Source organism: Paenibacillus sp. J14 (assembly GCF_000518465.1).
In the GTDB taxonomy this organism is placed as follows: Bacteria; Bacillota; Bacilli; order Paenibacillales; family Paenibacillaceae; genus Fontibacillus; species Fontibacillus barengoltzii.
In genome coordinates this window covers 58,445-73,422 of sequence record NZ_JADQ01000018.1, presented here as the reverse complement: position 1 = coordinate 73,422, position 14,978 = coordinate 58,445, and the positions used below count along the sequence as shown (strand labels likewise).

The following is a 14,978-nucleotide window of genomic DNA, read 5'->3' as shown; positions in this document are numbered from 1 at the left end:
CGGTCGTTATATAATGGGGGTTATAGATATTCGCATCAGAAGCAGGAGGCCGATGAAATGAGGGCACAACTCAGGGACAGCTTTAGAATGATGAGTTACGGTAAACCAAGAAAACTAGCATTTAAGATCCCGTCTGCCTATTTCTTGGTCATACTGCTGACCGTAGGCTTCAGCTACTTGGTATTGAATCAAATCGCGGCGAACTCCGCCCAGAAGAAAATTAACGAAGCATCTTTGCAAACGATTACATCGATTCGAACGAACATAGACCTGATGATCGAGAATGTGAACAACTATTCGAAGATGATTTTCTCGGACCGCAATCTGCAGAACTTGCTTCGGCAAGGGGATGTGTATGCTAACCTTCAAACCCAATCGAAGGTCAGCGCTTATTTATACAACTTAATGCAAGCGGTTCCGATTATCGACTCGGTACATATTTACGATAATGGAGGACATCGTTTTTCAGTTGCCACCCAGGAGCTGCCGACGTACATGGAGGTGAACATCAAGGACGCCCCTTGGTACGAACAGGTATTGAGCAATAACGGCAAATATATTCTGAGACTGGATCGTAGAGGCGGGGAGGGGACATCCGGCGGGAATATCGTTTCCTTCATCCGGTTGATTCGGGATCTCGATAACACAGCACCCCTTGGGGTATTGGTCATCGAGATCAAGGATGATGCGTTGGTACAAGCCTATTCGAATCTGCTCAGTGAAACTTCGTTGCAAATTGCCATTCTGGATGAGAATAATCAGACCATTGTTGCTGATTCCACGGATGAGCCCGGAAGATCGGCAATATTTGAGCTGTTGAATACTAACCTAGCATTACTAGAGGATCGATTTCAGCAAAGTGACTCAGGGAATTTAATCGTCCATTTAGGCTCCCTGAAATATACGGTAACTTATTTGTCGGGCGGGGCTTATAACTGGAAGTTCGTGAGCCTCTCGCCGCATAAGAACATGGAGTTCCGAAATCAATCTTTGGTCCTGTTGGCTTTCGGGCTGTTGCTCATTAACGGAACGATTTTCTTCGTTAGCTCCTTTATCATCTCGCGCAGCATTATTAAGCCGATTCAGAAGCTGCTGCGGGCTATGAATCGAGCGCCAAGCGGGAACTTCATGAAGGTCAGCGCTGAGCGGAACAGCTTCGAGATGGAACAGTTGTACGACGGATATAACCAGATGATTGAGCAAATTGATCAACTGTTAAAGCGCGTCATCGAAGAACAGAAGACGATACGCAGAGCAGAACTCAATGCGCTTCAGTCTCAGATCAAACCTCACTTCCTATACAACACGTTGGACTCCATTACTTCGCTGGCACTATCCGGAGACAATGAGCAGGTATGTGGGCTGATCGAGGCGTTGGGAACCTACTATCGCTTAAGTGTTAGCAAAGGTCAGGACGTCATTACCGTTTCGGAAGAAATCGAGATGGTCCGCAATTATTTGAAGATCCAGAGCGTACGGTACGACAATGTCTTCGAGGCCCAGTTCGAGGTAGATAGGGAATGTGCCATGATCCCAATTCCCAAGCTGGTGCTGCAGCCGTTGGTTGAGAACTCGCTGTATCATGGCATAAGACCTAAAGGAACCAAAGGCATCATACGAATCAGCACGAGATCTGTAGATTCTGCTGTGGTCATCACCATATCAGATGACGGCGTGGGGATGTCGAAGGAGGAAATCGAGGAAATCTTACTTACGGAAAGACAAGGTCAGATCAAGAGCTTTGGGCTTTGGGGAACCAAGGAACGATTGCGGATCTTTTATGATGATCGAGATGTTTTACATATTGATAGTGAACCTGGAGTCGGAACGACAATTACTTTAACTTTACCGATTGGAGTAGATTCGCCATGGAAAAATTAAAGGTTTTGATCGTTGATGATGAACATTTGATTCGGAATTTGATTCGTTTACGTATCGATTGGGAACAGGAGGGCTTCGAGATCACGGGGGAAGCCTCCAATGCCCAAGAAGCGCTGGAGCTGGTGGAGGAGCAGAATCCAGATATTATCTTTACCGATATTTATATGCCCAATATGGATGGGATTGAGCTTAGCCGAAGAGTACTCGAGAGGTATCCACACATCAAAATCGTGGTTGTGAGCGGTCATGACGAGTTCGAATACGCACAGCAGGGCATCAAAATTGGGATATTCGACTTCCTATTGAAGCCCATCCGAGCCTCGGACCTGCTTCATGTTGCGGGGAATCTCAAGCAGAAAATTCATGAAGAGCGAACACGGGCCAAGGAAATCTCAAAGATGAAGGAGGAGATGGAGCGGAACTTGCCCTATCTGCGCGAAAGATTTCTATTTCAGTGGTTGAACGGCGCGTTGTCCCGGGAGGAAATAGTCGAGCAGGCCGATTACTTCAAATTACCTGCATTCCGGCAGAGCAGCGGGTTTCAGGTTGCGGTTGTCGAGATCGCTCCGGTCTCCGAGAAACACACTGAGGAGCAGCTGATTATGCTAGGGCTGGTGTGCAAGCATCAGATCGAGCTGTTTTTCCAGAACGATCCGCTGGTTGAGATCTTATCCGAGACCCGTAATCAATTCATCCTCGTCTCATTTTATCCGGGGAGAGAGCTCGCGGAGACTTGTGAATCACTGATGGCTTATCTCCTCGCTTCTACTCAATGTTTGGTCAACATTGGAGTCGGCCGAAAGCGTGAGAATGTGCAAGACGCACGTCTGAGCTATCAAGAGGCCTGCCGAGCCATCCGCTACAAAGCCTTCGTCGGGAATAATCAAGTCGTATGTTATGAAGAAATGATCGGGAACCGGGAGGAGACGTACCAATCCGATCCAGAGCTTCTGCGACAGCTGCAGTTTTATGTTAGCGTCGGATCGTCCGAACGTGCAGTGCAGCTGCTTGGCCAAATTTTTGATTTGTCATTCTCCAGTGTATCGGAATTCCGTATGGCTGCGATGGATGTGATCCATGAATGCCAGCGTGCGATCACAGAGCAAGGGATTGAGGGGGAACAGGGGCTCGTTAAAGAAACGATGCTCGCTGTCATGACCGCTGACAACTTGCCGGAATTAGTCCAAACCTTGGAGCGCTACATTGTTGTGGTTTCGGAGGCAATTCTGTCGAAGAGGCAAGACAAGGAAGGGAACCTGATCAGTCAGGTGAAAGCGTATCTGGAACAAAATCTCGGAGATCCGGAGGTGGGATTGGCTAGTACTGCGGCAGCCTTCTTTGTGAGTCCGGGTCATTTGGGAAGGTTGATGAAGAAGGAGACGGGGCAGACCTTCGTCGAGTACTTGACGAACCTGCGTATGAAGAAAGCGGAGACGCTTCTCAAAACAACCGATTTAAAAGGTTACGAGATTGGGGCACAGGTGGGGATTACGGACCCGCATTATTTTAGCATCTTATTCAAGAAGGTCATGGGCAGATCAATGAACGAGTATAGGGTTGGAAAATGCCAATAAGGATGATCGAATTTTACAAGGGGATGCGCGTTTTGTGAATGGAGGATTCCCATCGACTTCCCTAAAATGGCTTTAGATGCATCGAATTCTATTGGGAGGTCAAAGAGATGAAAGCGTTATTAAAAAGATCCATGAGTATCGTTTTAGCGGTAGGTCTAGCAGGAAGCTTAGCAGCGTGCTCATCCAATTCCTCCGGAGAGAAATCTTCGGGCGGAAGTGGAAGCGATTCCATTAAGTTGACGCTTTGGGATCAATCCGTAGGAAATACGGATCCATCGGCAAAATTGCTGCCGGAAATTGTTGAGAAATGGAACAAAGAGCATCCCAACATCCAGGTTGAACGAACAGGTACGACAGGCGAGCAGTATAAGACGAAAATCAAAACATCGCTGGCGGCCAACGAAGCACCTGACCTCTTTTACGGTATGGGCGGCGGAAGCTTCATGCAGCCTTACATTGAATCCGGCAACGTGCTGGAAATCTCCAGTTATTTGACAGATGAAATCAAGTCCAAGATGGGGCCGGGGATGGCCGAAGCGATTGAAACCGACGGCAAAATTTATACTCTCCCCGTTTACACCCATATTGCCAATCTCTATGTGAATACTGAGCTGTTCGATAAAGCGGGAGCCAAAATTCCAACCACTTATACCGAACTGCTGGATGCGGTAGAAAAATTGAAGGCAGCAGGAATTACACCGGCGTTGATCGGTGAGAAAGACCGCTGGCCGGGAATGTATTGGTATGACATTATCGCGATGCGTCAGGCAGGATATGATGCGGTGATCGAAGCCTTCAAAGATCCATCCAAATGGGATTCGCCAGATTTCGTCGCTGCAGCTGCCAAAATGCAGGAACTCGCGAAGGTTGGGGCATTCAACAGCAGCATGTTGAGCATGAGCTATGACGAGATGCTGGGGGCATTTAATGCGGGCAGCGGTGCGATGATGTTCCAGGCGAACTGGGTAAATGCAGGCATTGAGGATCCGTCCTCGGCGACAAAAGGCAAGGTTCAAGTCGTTCCATTCCCTGTATTTGAAGATGGTAAAGGTAAGGTTACTGAGATTTTTGGCGGAGCGGTGGATGGTTTCTACATCAGCAGCAACACGAAGCATCCTAAAGAAGCCGTTGATTTCTTGATGTATTTGAGTGAACAGCTCGGAACGCAAGGCTATCTGGCCGGAGCGGGTCTCCCAAGCTGGAAAATTGATGGACTAGACACATCGAGTCTCTCTTCGCTGGATCGTTCGGCTGCCGAGATTATGTCGACAGCGACTTCGTTTATTACCTGGTGGGATAATATTCTCCCTGCCGAATCTGCGGAAACGCATAAGAACTTGATTGCATCGCTTCTTGCTGGTGACATTACGCCGGAAGAGTTCTGTAAACAGATGGCGCAGCTCCAACCGACGGAACTCAAACTTTGATTCTAGAATAATCTCAAACCAGATGTGGTCAGGGGGATCCCTGACCACATCTTTGAGAGGAGAACTCACATGAACACAGTTTTTTCCAATAAGAAAGCGATCGCGATATTTGTGCTTCCTACACTTCTCATTTTTTGCGGGATCGTCTTAATTCCGATTTTCGTATCGAGTTATTATAGCGTACTGGATTGGAATGGCGTCGGTAAGGGAACGTTTGTTGGACTAGATAATTATGTGGAGATGTTTACGGATTCCCGGGCTTTACTGTCGATCCGGAACTCCTTCCTGTTTGCGGCAGCGTCTGTTTTCATTCAATTGCCGATTTCTCTGTTGCTTGCCTTGATTTTGGCATCTTCGGTCAAAGGCGAGGGCTTTTATAGAACGGTGTACTTCATTCCGGTACTGATCTCCACCGTTGTGATCGCGCAATTATGGTCCAAAATCTACAATGCGGATTACGGCCTTTTAAATACATTGCTTGAGAATATTGGTTTGTCTGAATTAGCCCAGGACTGGCTCGGTCAGAAGAAGACCGCACTCGCGGCTTCTTTCATTCCAACCCTCTGGCAGTATGTCGGTTATCATATGCTCCTGATGTATGCCGGAGCGAAATCGATCTCGCAGGAAATCTTCGAAGCGGCGAAAATGGACGGGGCTTCCCGTATTCGGACGGCCTTCTCCATTACAATCCCGCTGATGAAGCCTATATTGAAAGTATGTCTTGTCTTCTCCATTATCGGAGCCTTCAAAGTCTTTGATCTGGTGTATGTACTTACGGGCGGCGGGCCGCTGTTTGCTACTGAGGTACCAAGCACGTTGATGTACACGACTATTTTTAATACGTACAGATATGGGTATGGCAGTGCGGTATCTGTCTTTATTATTCTAGAATGCTTGGTGTTTACAATCCTGATTAATAAATTCTTCAAGACCGAATAGGGGGGAGCATATTGAATACTGCAGAAGTAAGGTTGCCCAAGCGAGTCTTCTTGGGAAAATTCCTGTTGCAATTTTTTCTCATCATCGTAGCGTTCGTTCAGGTCTATCCCCTTATTTGGCTGGCGTTCTTCTCGTTGAAAGACAATAGTGAAATCTTCAGCGGCGATGTCGCGGGTTTCCCGAAGAAGCTTCTATGGAGTAACTATACCAAAGCGTTATCTGACGGTAATGTGATGAATTATTTCGGCAACAGCGTGTTGGTCACTGCGGCCTCCATCATCCTGGTGCTGATTCTCTCCTCGATGGCCGCTTACGCCATCACGAGAATGAATTGGAAGCTTAGCAACGCAACGATGACCTTGATTCTGCTTGGGATGATGGTTCCCATTCATGCGGCATTGCTGCCGCTGTTCATGGTGTTGAAGAGCTTGCACTTGCTGAATACTTACTGGTCGCTGATTATCCCGTATGTGGCGTTCGGGATTCCCATGGCGGTGTTCATTCTGGGAAGCTTCTTCAAAGGCGTCCCTCGCGAACTCGAAGAATCTGCGGTGATGGACGGATGCGGTGTCTACAGAACGTACTTCTCCATTATTCTTCCGTTGATTCGTCCGGCGATTGCCACCGTATCGATCTTTACCTTCCTTTCCTGCTGGAATGAACTGATGTTTGCGGTGACATTCATTAATGACACGCATTATCAAACATTGACGGTGGGAATGATGTCGATGGTCGGAACCTACATTACGCAGTGGGGCATTATTGGGGCCGGGCTTATGATCACAACCATCCCAACGGTGATCATTTATTTGCTCTTAAACAAGCAAGTACAACAGAGCATGATTGCAGGTGCAGTGAAAGGATAAGGACAATTACAGGCGTGAAGGGAGAAACTTGCGATGAAGGCAACGATGACGGTAAGTGCTGACCAGGCCGTTGGAACGATCAGCCGCCATATCTACGGACATTTCGCTGAGCATCTCGGCCGTTGTATATATGAAGGGATCTGGGTTGGTGAGGATTCGCCGATTCCGAATACCCGAGGCATCCGGAACGATGTGGTGGAGGCATTACGTGGTTTGAACATCCCGGTGCTTCGCTGGCCGGGCGGCTGCTTTGCCGATGAGTACCACTGGAAGGACGGCGTCGGCCCGCGAGAGCAACGCAAGCGGATGGTGAACACCCACTGGGGCGGCGTGGTGGAGAATAACCACTTCGGAACGCATGAATTTTTTGATTTGTGTGAACTGCTTGGTGCAGAGCCTTATATTTGCGGCAATGTCGGGAGCGGCACCGTGCAAGAGATGCAAGAGTGGGTCGAGTATATGACCTTCGATGGTGAATCGCCAATGGCCAACTGGCGCCGAGAAAACGGGCGGGAGAAGCCGTGGAAATTGAAGTACTTTGGCGTCGGCAACGAGAACTGGGGCTGCGGCGGCAATATGCGGGCGGAGTATTACGCTGACGAATATCGCCGGTATCAAACGTATGTCCGAAATTATGGGAAGAACCGGATCTATAAAATAGCCGGGGGCGCCAATGTCGATGACTACCATTGGACGGAAACGCTAATGCGTCTAGCTGGTCCGATGATGGATGGACTCAGCTTGCACAACTATACCGTGCCGGGTGGATTTGAGGTCAAACGCCCTGCGCTGGGCTTCGATGAGGCCGAATGGTTTGAGACGATGAAGCTGGCGCTTCATATGGACGAGTTAATCAAGCGCCATTCGGCGATTATGGACCAATATGATCCGCAGAAACGAATTGGGCTGATTATTGATGAATGGGGGAATTGGTTCCAGGTTGAGCCAGGCACGAATCCCGGCTTCCTGTACCAGCAAAACTCCATGCGGGATGCGCTCGTCGCCGGCTTGCATTTTCACATCTTCCATCGTCACTGCGATCGCGTCCATATGGCGAACATTGCCCAGACCGTAAACGTCCTGCAGGCGATGATCTTAACCGAAGGCGAGAAGATGTTACTGACTCCGACCTACCATGTCTTTGAAATGTTCAAGGTCCATCAGGATGCGGAAGCCCTCGCGCTTCACCTTGAGACAGATGAGTACCGTATGGGTGAGGATACCATCCCTCAAGTTAGCGGTTCGGCCTCTAAACGGGCAGACGGCACCATCGATATCAGTCTGTGCAACGTTCACCCGCATCAGCAGGCAGATGTCACGCTGCGGTTGCGCGGATTGGGAGAGGCCAAGAAGGTCGCGGGCCGCATCCTAACCCACACGGATATGAATGCCCACAATACCTTTGATCAGCCAGAGACGGTGAAGCCGCAAGATTTTGACGGGTTTACTGATGTAAATGAGGGCAGCTTGTCGGTCAAATTGCCGCCGATGTCGGTGGTGGTGTTGTCGTTTTCCTAGAGAGAAATGAGAGAGGTTAGAAGGCATTAAGCGAGTTAAAACGCGGATAATTGGAGGAATACCATCATGTCCAATGGTTCGTTGGTGCATCGGGTCCCCACCCGAGAGAAGGTCGTCGCCTTTACGTTCGACGATGGGCCCCATCCCGTATTTACGAGACAAGTGCTGGATATTTTCCGGAAGGTGAATGGGAAGGCGACATTTTTCATGATTGGTCAAGAGATGGATGCGTTTGAAGAACTCGCCAAGGAAGTTCATGCCGCTGGGCATGAGATTGGGAACCACACGTATTCGCATCCTGATTTAACGCTGTTGACTCAAGGGGAAGCGCGCGGGGAAATCAAACAGGCGAGCGAGCGGATTCGACGTGTGACCGGGCGTCATCCCTCGAGTTTCAGACCACCGTATTTTGCCGTGAATGAGGATGTGTTCTCGCTTGCAGCTGAGTTCGGATACGATGTGATTGGTTGCGTCAATGGCGAGGCCAAGGACTGGGAACAGCCCCAACCCGGCGTAGAGTACATCTTGGAGCAGACGAGGGCGACTGTTGATAACGGCAGCATCTTCCTGTTCCATGACGGGTATGGCGATCGTACTCAGACAGTTGAGGCCGTTCGGGTGCTTGTTGCGGAATTGGCTGACCAGGGGTATCGGTTTGTGACAATCCGTGAGTTAATGGAGTTAGCTGGCAACAGCTTGCTAAACTAGATTTTGATAATTGAGTTGCTTCGAATAGACGTCTTCGATCAGCAGATATTGCTGAAACGGAGGCGTCTTTTTTATAAAAAACCGAAATGCTGCTATTAATGTAAAATTTTAAATATGATTATATATCAAAAATCAATAAGGATAGATCATTGTTTTCGAATAGGCAAAAGCTTTATTTTTTAAATAGCATTGGAAGCGCTATCAGTGCAAAAGGATAACCAAGTTAATGAAATGGGAGGTGTCTGCTGGGTCGGGGGCGTAGGCTAAATGTACTGGAATAAGAATAGATCAATTATCATGCAAGGGAATCCACTTAGGGCTTAATGTTCATTTGTCGTTTGAAACACATATCCGTGAATCCGGCAAAGGGGGATCTGCATATGAAAAAATATTTGCTCATTTTATTCATCGTCGTCTTCATGACTGGACTCACCGCCTGCGGAGGCGGCAACAGTAATCAGGCGGGGAACACTGCTGCAGGAAGTGACACGGCTACAGGAAATGACTCTGCTGCAGGGAATGGTGCTAATTCAGAGCAAGAAATTTCCGGAGAAATTACAGTATTCGGATGGGGCGGCGGAGAGGAGCTTCAATCTCGAAAAGATGCTACGAAGGTCTTCAAGAAGCTATATCCTAAAGTGAAGGTGAATGAAGTATGGCTTCCGGCGGACAATGTTGATGTGAAGCTGGATGCAGCCCTGGCCGCAGGAAATGCCGGTGATGTGATCATGATGTCTCCAGACTGGAAGGGGCTGCGGACCAAGTGGTTTGAAGATCTGAACCCATACATTGAAAGGGATCAGCTAGATCTTGAGGCCCTGTTTACAGAAGGCGTTGACGGAGGATATGTGGATCCGGATGGAAAACGCGAAGGCATGCCGGCAACTGCTTCGGACTTTATGATTGCCTATAATAAAGAAATTTTTGACAAAGCAGGTGTTCCGTACCCGACAAACGACTGGACTTGGGATGACTTTGCGAATATCGCAAAACAGGTTTCTTCAGGTGAAGGAGCCAATCGAATTTATGGGATTGTATCTCACTGGATCTTGCAAAGCTTTGCCCCATTTGTCTACGGTGGAGCGCCGTATAATGAAGATTGGACCAAGCAGACACTGGATGATGAAAATACACTGAAGGGATACCAATTGTTTGGCGACCTCGTGAAAGCTAAAGCGATGCCGGATGATGCTGCCGCCAAGAGTATGCCGATGGATCAGATGTTCGCGGCGGGGAAAGCAGCGATGTATCCACTTGGTCTCTTTGAAGCCTCGACGATTGCTAAAAATATCGGGTCCAACTTCGAATGGGGAATCGTCATGCCGCCAAAGGATCCGTCCGGAAAAACGGTTAACATTAAATTCCAAACGGGATTTGCGATGAACAAAGACTCCAAGAATAAAGAAGCTGCATGGGCTTATATTAAAACGGTTTCCCTCAATAAAGAGGTAGGCGATCTGTACAGTAAGGTGAATCTTCCGGCACTTAAGGAGTCGGCCGATACTACATTCGCTAACTTGAAGATTGAAGGAACGGATATCTCCATGTTGGATTTTGTGACGGGGTTGCAGGATGCGATAACGTTCCCTTGGGGCGGATCCATCGCTAAAGCTGGCGATCTGTATGAGCAGGTCTGGCAGGAGATTACGGTTCAGGGCAAATCTGCAGAGGAAGCAGCAGGAGCCTTTGCTTCACAAATCCAGGCCGCTTTTGACTCGATCCATCAAAGTAAATAATTCATAGCAAAAGAAGAATGAACTGTTGATGAAAGGGAGGATTCGTGAATCCTCCCTTCCTATAATCTCAAGCGAAGGCAGTCACGGAGGCGAAAGAATGAAGGTGCAAAAAATTAGAATCCCCAAAAGAGAGGAGAAGCACTTCTTTCTCTTCACTTCGCCATGGCTTTTGGGTTTTTTGATCTTTACCCTATATCCCATGGTTTTCTCTATTATCTTAGTGTTCACCAATATGGATATGGCCGGATCCGGCCGATTCATCGGCTTGGCCAATCTAGTCAGGGCCTTCAAGGAGGACACACTGTTTTACCGTTCATTGGTTAATACGCTTTACTTTGTGCTCGTTTCGGTTCCGCTTAGCTTGTTCGCATCTTTTGGGATTGCCCTGTTGCTCAATCAAAAGCTCAAGGGAGTGGGCTTCTTTCGAACCAGCTTCTACATTCCCTATATCACCTCTGGTGTTGCGGTGACGTTGCTCTGGGGATGGATTTTCAACTCCCAATTTGGACTTGTGAATTATTTTCTATCTCTGTTCGGCATCAATGGGCCTAGTTGGTTGAGTGATACCAGATGGGCGATGCCGGCGATTATCATTATGGGGATTTGGACGATTGGCAATTCCATTATCATTACTCTCGCAGGACTGCAGGATATACCGGAAGCCCTGTATGAAAGTGCTGAAATAGATGGGGCCAACAGTTTCGTGAAAATCACCCGGATTACTTTGCCGTTGGTAACGCCAACGCTTTATTTCAACCTGGTCATGGGGATCATCGGCGGCTTCCAAATTTTTATGCAGCCCTACATTTTAACCGAAGGCGGTCCCAGCTATGCAACCTATACGTATATGATGCATATTTACAACAGCGGCTTTAAATATTACGAGATGGGTTACGCTTCGACCTTGGCCTGGTTATTGTTTATCGTCATCATGATTATTACTCAAATCGTAAACCGGACCTCCAGACACTGGGTATATTACGATAACTAATATGAGAGGTGCAGCCATGGAGGCTTATTATAGAAGTAAAAAAACCACCGACCGGATTACCACCGTGTTAAGTTATTTGGTGTTAACGGTCGTAGCTGTTATTTTTATCTTCCCATTTATATGGATGATTTCCACTGCTCTTAAAATTCCTTCAGAAGCTTATACCCTGCCTCCCAAAATCATTCCGAAGACGTTCACATGGAATAACTTCGTTGAAGGTTGGCAGTATGCGGATTTCACCCGGTATACATTGAACACCCTAACCGTAACGGTGCTTGCCACGCTAGGAACCGTTATTTCGGCTTCTTTGGTCGCTTATGGCTTTGCACGATTTAAATCCCGGTTTAACGGTGTACTGTTTACTGTCGTGCTTGCGACGATGATGCTCCCCAGTCAGGTGACTCTGGTTCCGACCTACCTCTTGTTTACCAAGCTGGGCTGGTTGGACACGTTAATGCCTTTGATTATTCCCTCCTTTTTTGGTGGAGGTGCGTTTAATATCTTTCTGCTGCGGCAATTCTTCAAGACGATTCCGAAAGACCTAGATGAAGCCGCATATATTGACGGCGCTAATGCTTTTCAGATCTATTACAAAATATTGCTGCCTGCTATCAAACCAGCTTTGATTACGGTGGGTCTCATGTCGGTGACCTTCCATTGGAATGACTACATGTCTCCACTGATCTATTTAAACAGTGATCATAACTTTACACTGGCAATCGGTTTGCAATTTTTCCAGAATTCCTTCGGTTCCTCACAGATTCAGATGCTGATGGCGGTATCCTTAATTACGGTCATTCCCGTACTCATTTTATTCTTTATCGGGCAAAAGTATTTTGTTCAGGGGATCACCATGACCGGCATCAAAGGTTAATTTCCAATGATTTGGTCTTATCATCATCTCTATTTATATTTGGACCGGTATTGAGCTTGGGATATTTCCTTGGCGAGGTACCGGTCATTTGCTTGAATTGTCTGCAGAAGTGCTCTACATTTCGATATCCGCACCGTTCCGCAATCTCTGCAACTGTGTAGTGACTATGTATGAGGTATTCTTTAGCTAAGCGAATGCGGCATTGAATCACATCATCCATACAAGAAAGTCCGAAGGTCTTCTTGTAGATGACTTGAAGATACCCTGGGCTGATGCTCAAAATTTCAGCCATTTCTGACACGGTCCAGGGGTGGGCAGGGTTATTATGAATGGCTGCCCGCAGCTTGATCAGGTTATAGTGCTGAGGAGCAATGTCTTCGCGGAAGTAAGACTCCAGCAATTTATTAAACAGCGTTCGGAGCAGATGATCAATGGACGATCTCCTGTAGTCTTTGTTGAATGAGTTCTCGATGACCAGCAGCTGGAACAGCTTGTGACAGTATTCAGGGTCATCTAATGGAAAGGGAATTCCAAAGGGCAAAGAGGATTCAATCACGTAAGGTTCATCGGTTTCAAAGCGGATCCAGTCATTGATATATTGTTCAGCACAAGCCCGGTAATATATTTTTTGATGCGGCTTATAAAGCACTGCACAGTGGGGCGGATATTCCTTCAAGCTTCCCTCTACCCAAAATAATGCGGGAGTTTGCGTGATGACTAATAACCAACAATCATGTCCATTCGGAATGTCAAAGACAAACTGGCTGTTATGTGTTGCATCGTACTCGACATAAAAAATGTTTGTCATCCTTTTCACCTTCGTGATTTTGTTTTTATCTATTATAAAAGGACAACTTTTGGACAACTATTGAAATATGAATAACGGTTCGTTGTCTTTTTTGAGGCCATTTCTGAAACATGGAGGGGCCTCTTTCATTTTTGTCTAAACCTGTTTTAAAGGGATAGGCAGCGTGGTGAATCTGAGTCACTCATTCATTGAGGTGTTACTTAATATATGTTAGTATTAAATTATGTAACATTATGCGGAGGGATTCTCTGTGGAGTTTGTTAATCCGATTCGAGACCTTGAAACCATTCAGGCGATGAAGGAGGAGTTGCGTAAACATTCGGTTCGAGACTTATTACTGTTCGTGCTGGGGATTAATACAGGTATCAGTTTGATCGATTTGCTAAATCTGACAGTCGAGGATGTGTGGGACGGGGAGAAGCCGAAGCAGTTCCTTTACGTGAAGAATGAACGAACAGGGGAAGATCAGGCGCATTATCTCAACTGCAATATCGGGGAAATTTTGAGGGAGTATTTGAGCATGATCGATTGGCAGCCAGGGGACTACTTATTCAAGTCCAAGAAGGATTGCCGGCCGATTACCCGCCAGCAGGCTTATCGCATTATTAATCGTTCGGCCAGAGAGGTGGGCATTTCGGAGAAGATCGGAACGCATACTTTGCGCAAGACCTTTGGTTATCATGCCTACTATAAAGGGGTGGCCATCTCGATCATTAAGTCGATCTTGCATCATCACTCTACCGCTGAAACCCTAAAGTATCTAGGGATTGATAAAAATGAAAGGTTGCCGATCAAAGTGGACGTTAATTTGTAACATTCCCGTTTGGCCATGACAAATCACAAAAAAACTCTCCACATAAAGCATGCGGAGAGTCTGTTATCCCTCATTCGTTAATATTCCCTTTTTCCTACTGTTCTTCTACGGCGACCCGATTCATCGCGGTTTGAATGTCCACATTTTTGAGTTCGTTGACGATTCCGTCTTTGACCAGGACCTGAAGCGTTTCAGCGTCCTTCATAAAGCGGAAGATGCCATTATCGAAATCCGTATTGGCTTCCTTGAAGAAGATCCCTTCATATTCGGCATCCTTGAGGTGGTTAAAGCTTAAGGTAAAATGATCGCCGTCTTTGATCAAGTAAGCACGAACTCCCTTTTCATAAATCCCTTCCTCGTCGGGAATATAACGGGCAACGGAAATCAGATGCAGGTCCACAAAGGGGATCTCCCGGATCAAGGCATTGATAATGGACCCTTTCGTCATTTGTTCCCAACGGCTCTGGGCCGTCTGTCCAAGGATGATTTGAGTAATGTTCTTCTCTCGAGCCACTTCGGCAATGACCTTATAAACAGGGCGGCTTTCATTGTCTTTCATAATAAACTGTGCTGTTGGGTGGGAATTGGCATACTCTTTCCACTGTTCGATATGAAATACCTTATCTGCATCCAATTCGTCGAAAGGTTTGGGATCTACCGTCAGTATATATAGCGGGGCCTTCATCAGGTTAGCAATTTTGCAACCACGTTTGATTAGTCGTTCTCCGTTCGGCCCATAATAAACGCAAACCAGAACACTTTCATTACATGGATGATCCATTTTGTATTATTCACCTCAAAGGATAATAATAGAGCGTTGCAATAAACTACGTACGACTATA

At 47.1% G+C, this 14,978-nt stretch carries 13 protein-coding genes; 11 read left to right on the top strand and 2 right to left on the bottom strand.

Features of this window, described 5'->3' with window-relative positions; genetic code table 11:
• The first annotated feature begins 57 nt into the window (after positions 1-57).
• The 10 genes from M891_RS0109150 to M891_RS0109105 all read left to right on the top strand — a co-directional run bounded on the left by M891_RS0109150 (position 58) and on the right by M891_RS0109105 (position 12,514).
• Positions 58-1,881 carry a cache domain-containing sensor histidine kinase gene (locus M891_RS0109150; protein WP_016313909.1) on the top strand — a complete coding sequence of 608 codons (1,824 nt, stop codon included), beginning with the start codon at positions 58-60 and terminating at the stop codon, positions 1,879-1,881.
• Entirely contained in the window at positions 1,869-3,455 is a 1,587-nt protein-coding gene (locus M891_RS0109145) for a response regulator (protein WP_028538608.1), read from the top strand. The genes M891_RS0109150 and M891_RS0109145 overlap by 13 nt, the downstream gene beginning before the upstream one ends.
• Positions 3,456-3,562: 107 nt before the next feature.
• On the top strand, positions 3,563-4,882 hold the full coding sequence (locus tag M891_RS0109140) for an extracellular solute-binding protein (protein ID WP_009224914.1): 1,320 nt from the start codon (positions 3,563-3,565) through the stop codon (positions 4,880-4,882).
• A gap of 69 nt (positions 4,883-4,951) precedes the next feature.
• The gene (locus M891_RS0109135) at positions 4,952-5,821 is read left to right on the top strand and encodes a carbohydrate ABC transporter permease (RefSeq protein ID WP_009224913.1); all 870 of its coding nucleotides are present in this window, start codon (positions 4,952-4,954) and stop codon (positions 5,819-5,821) included.
• 11 nt (positions 5,822-5,832) lie between these two features.
• Entirely contained in the window at positions 5,833-6,687 is an 855-nt protein-coding gene (locus M891_RS0109130; protein WP_051416888.1) for a carbohydrate ABC transporter permease, read from the top strand.
• A 33-nt stretch (positions 6,688-6,720) separates the two neighbouring features.
• A complete protein-coding gene (locus M891_RS0109125) occupies positions 6,721-8,205 on the top strand; it encodes an alpha-N-arabinofuranosidase (protein ID WP_028538606.1) in 1,485 nt (494 codons plus the stop codon).
• A 66-nt stretch (positions 8,206-8,271) separates the two neighbouring features.
• Positions 8,272-8,913 carry a polysaccharide deacetylase family protein gene (locus M891_RS0109120; protein WP_028538605.1) on the top strand — a complete coding sequence of 214 codons (642 nt, stop codon included), beginning with the start codon at positions 8,272-8,274 and terminating at the stop codon, positions 8,911-8,913.
• 380 nt (positions 8,914-9,293) lie between these two features.
• Positions 9,294-10,649 carry an ABC transporter substrate-binding protein gene (locus M891_RS24600; protein ID WP_028538604.1) on the top strand — a complete coding sequence of 452 codons (1,356 nt, stop codon included), beginning with the start codon at positions 9,294-9,296 and terminating at the stop codon, positions 10,647-10,649.
• A 232-nt stretch (positions 10,650-10,881) separates the two neighbouring features.
• Positions 10,882-11,640, top strand: a complete 759-nt coding sequence (locus M891_RS0109110; RefSeq protein WP_232228318.1) for a carbohydrate ABC transporter permease — start codon at positions 10,882-10,884, stop codon at positions 11,638-11,640.
• 16 nt (positions 11,641-11,656) lie between these two features.
• Positions 11,657-12,514, top strand: coding sequence for a carbohydrate ABC transporter permease (locus M891_RS0109105; RefSeq protein ID WP_036699856.1), 858 nt, complete (start codon positions 11,657-11,659; stop codon positions 12,512-12,514).
• Here M891_RS0109105 and M891_RS23605 read toward each other — a convergent pair.
• Positions 12,504-13,322: a helix-turn-helix transcriptional regulator gene (locus M891_RS23605; protein ID WP_016313900.1), complete on the bottom strand. Its 819-nt coding sequence runs from the start codon at positions 13,320-13,322 to the stop codon at positions 12,504-12,506. The genes M891_RS0109105 and M891_RS23605 overlap by 11 nt on opposite strands.
• A gap of 250 nt (positions 13,323-13,572) precedes the next feature.
• On the opposite strand from M891_RS23605, the gene M891_RS0109095 reads away from it, so the two are divergent.
• Complete coding sequence (locus M891_RS0109095; protein WP_016313899.1) at positions 13,573-14,136, top strand: tyrosine-type recombinase/integrase; 564 nt, start codon at positions 13,573-13,575, stop codon at positions 14,134-14,136.
• A 94-nt stretch (positions 14,137-14,230) separates the two neighbouring features.
• On the opposite strand, the gene M891_RS0109090 is transcribed toward M891_RS0109095, so the two are convergent.
• Complete coding sequence (locus M891_RS0109090) at positions 14,231-14,917, bottom strand: universal stress protein (RefSeq protein WP_016313898.1); 687 nt, start codon at positions 14,915-14,917, stop codon at positions 14,231-14,233.
• Positions 14,918-14,978: the final 61 nt, after the last annotated feature.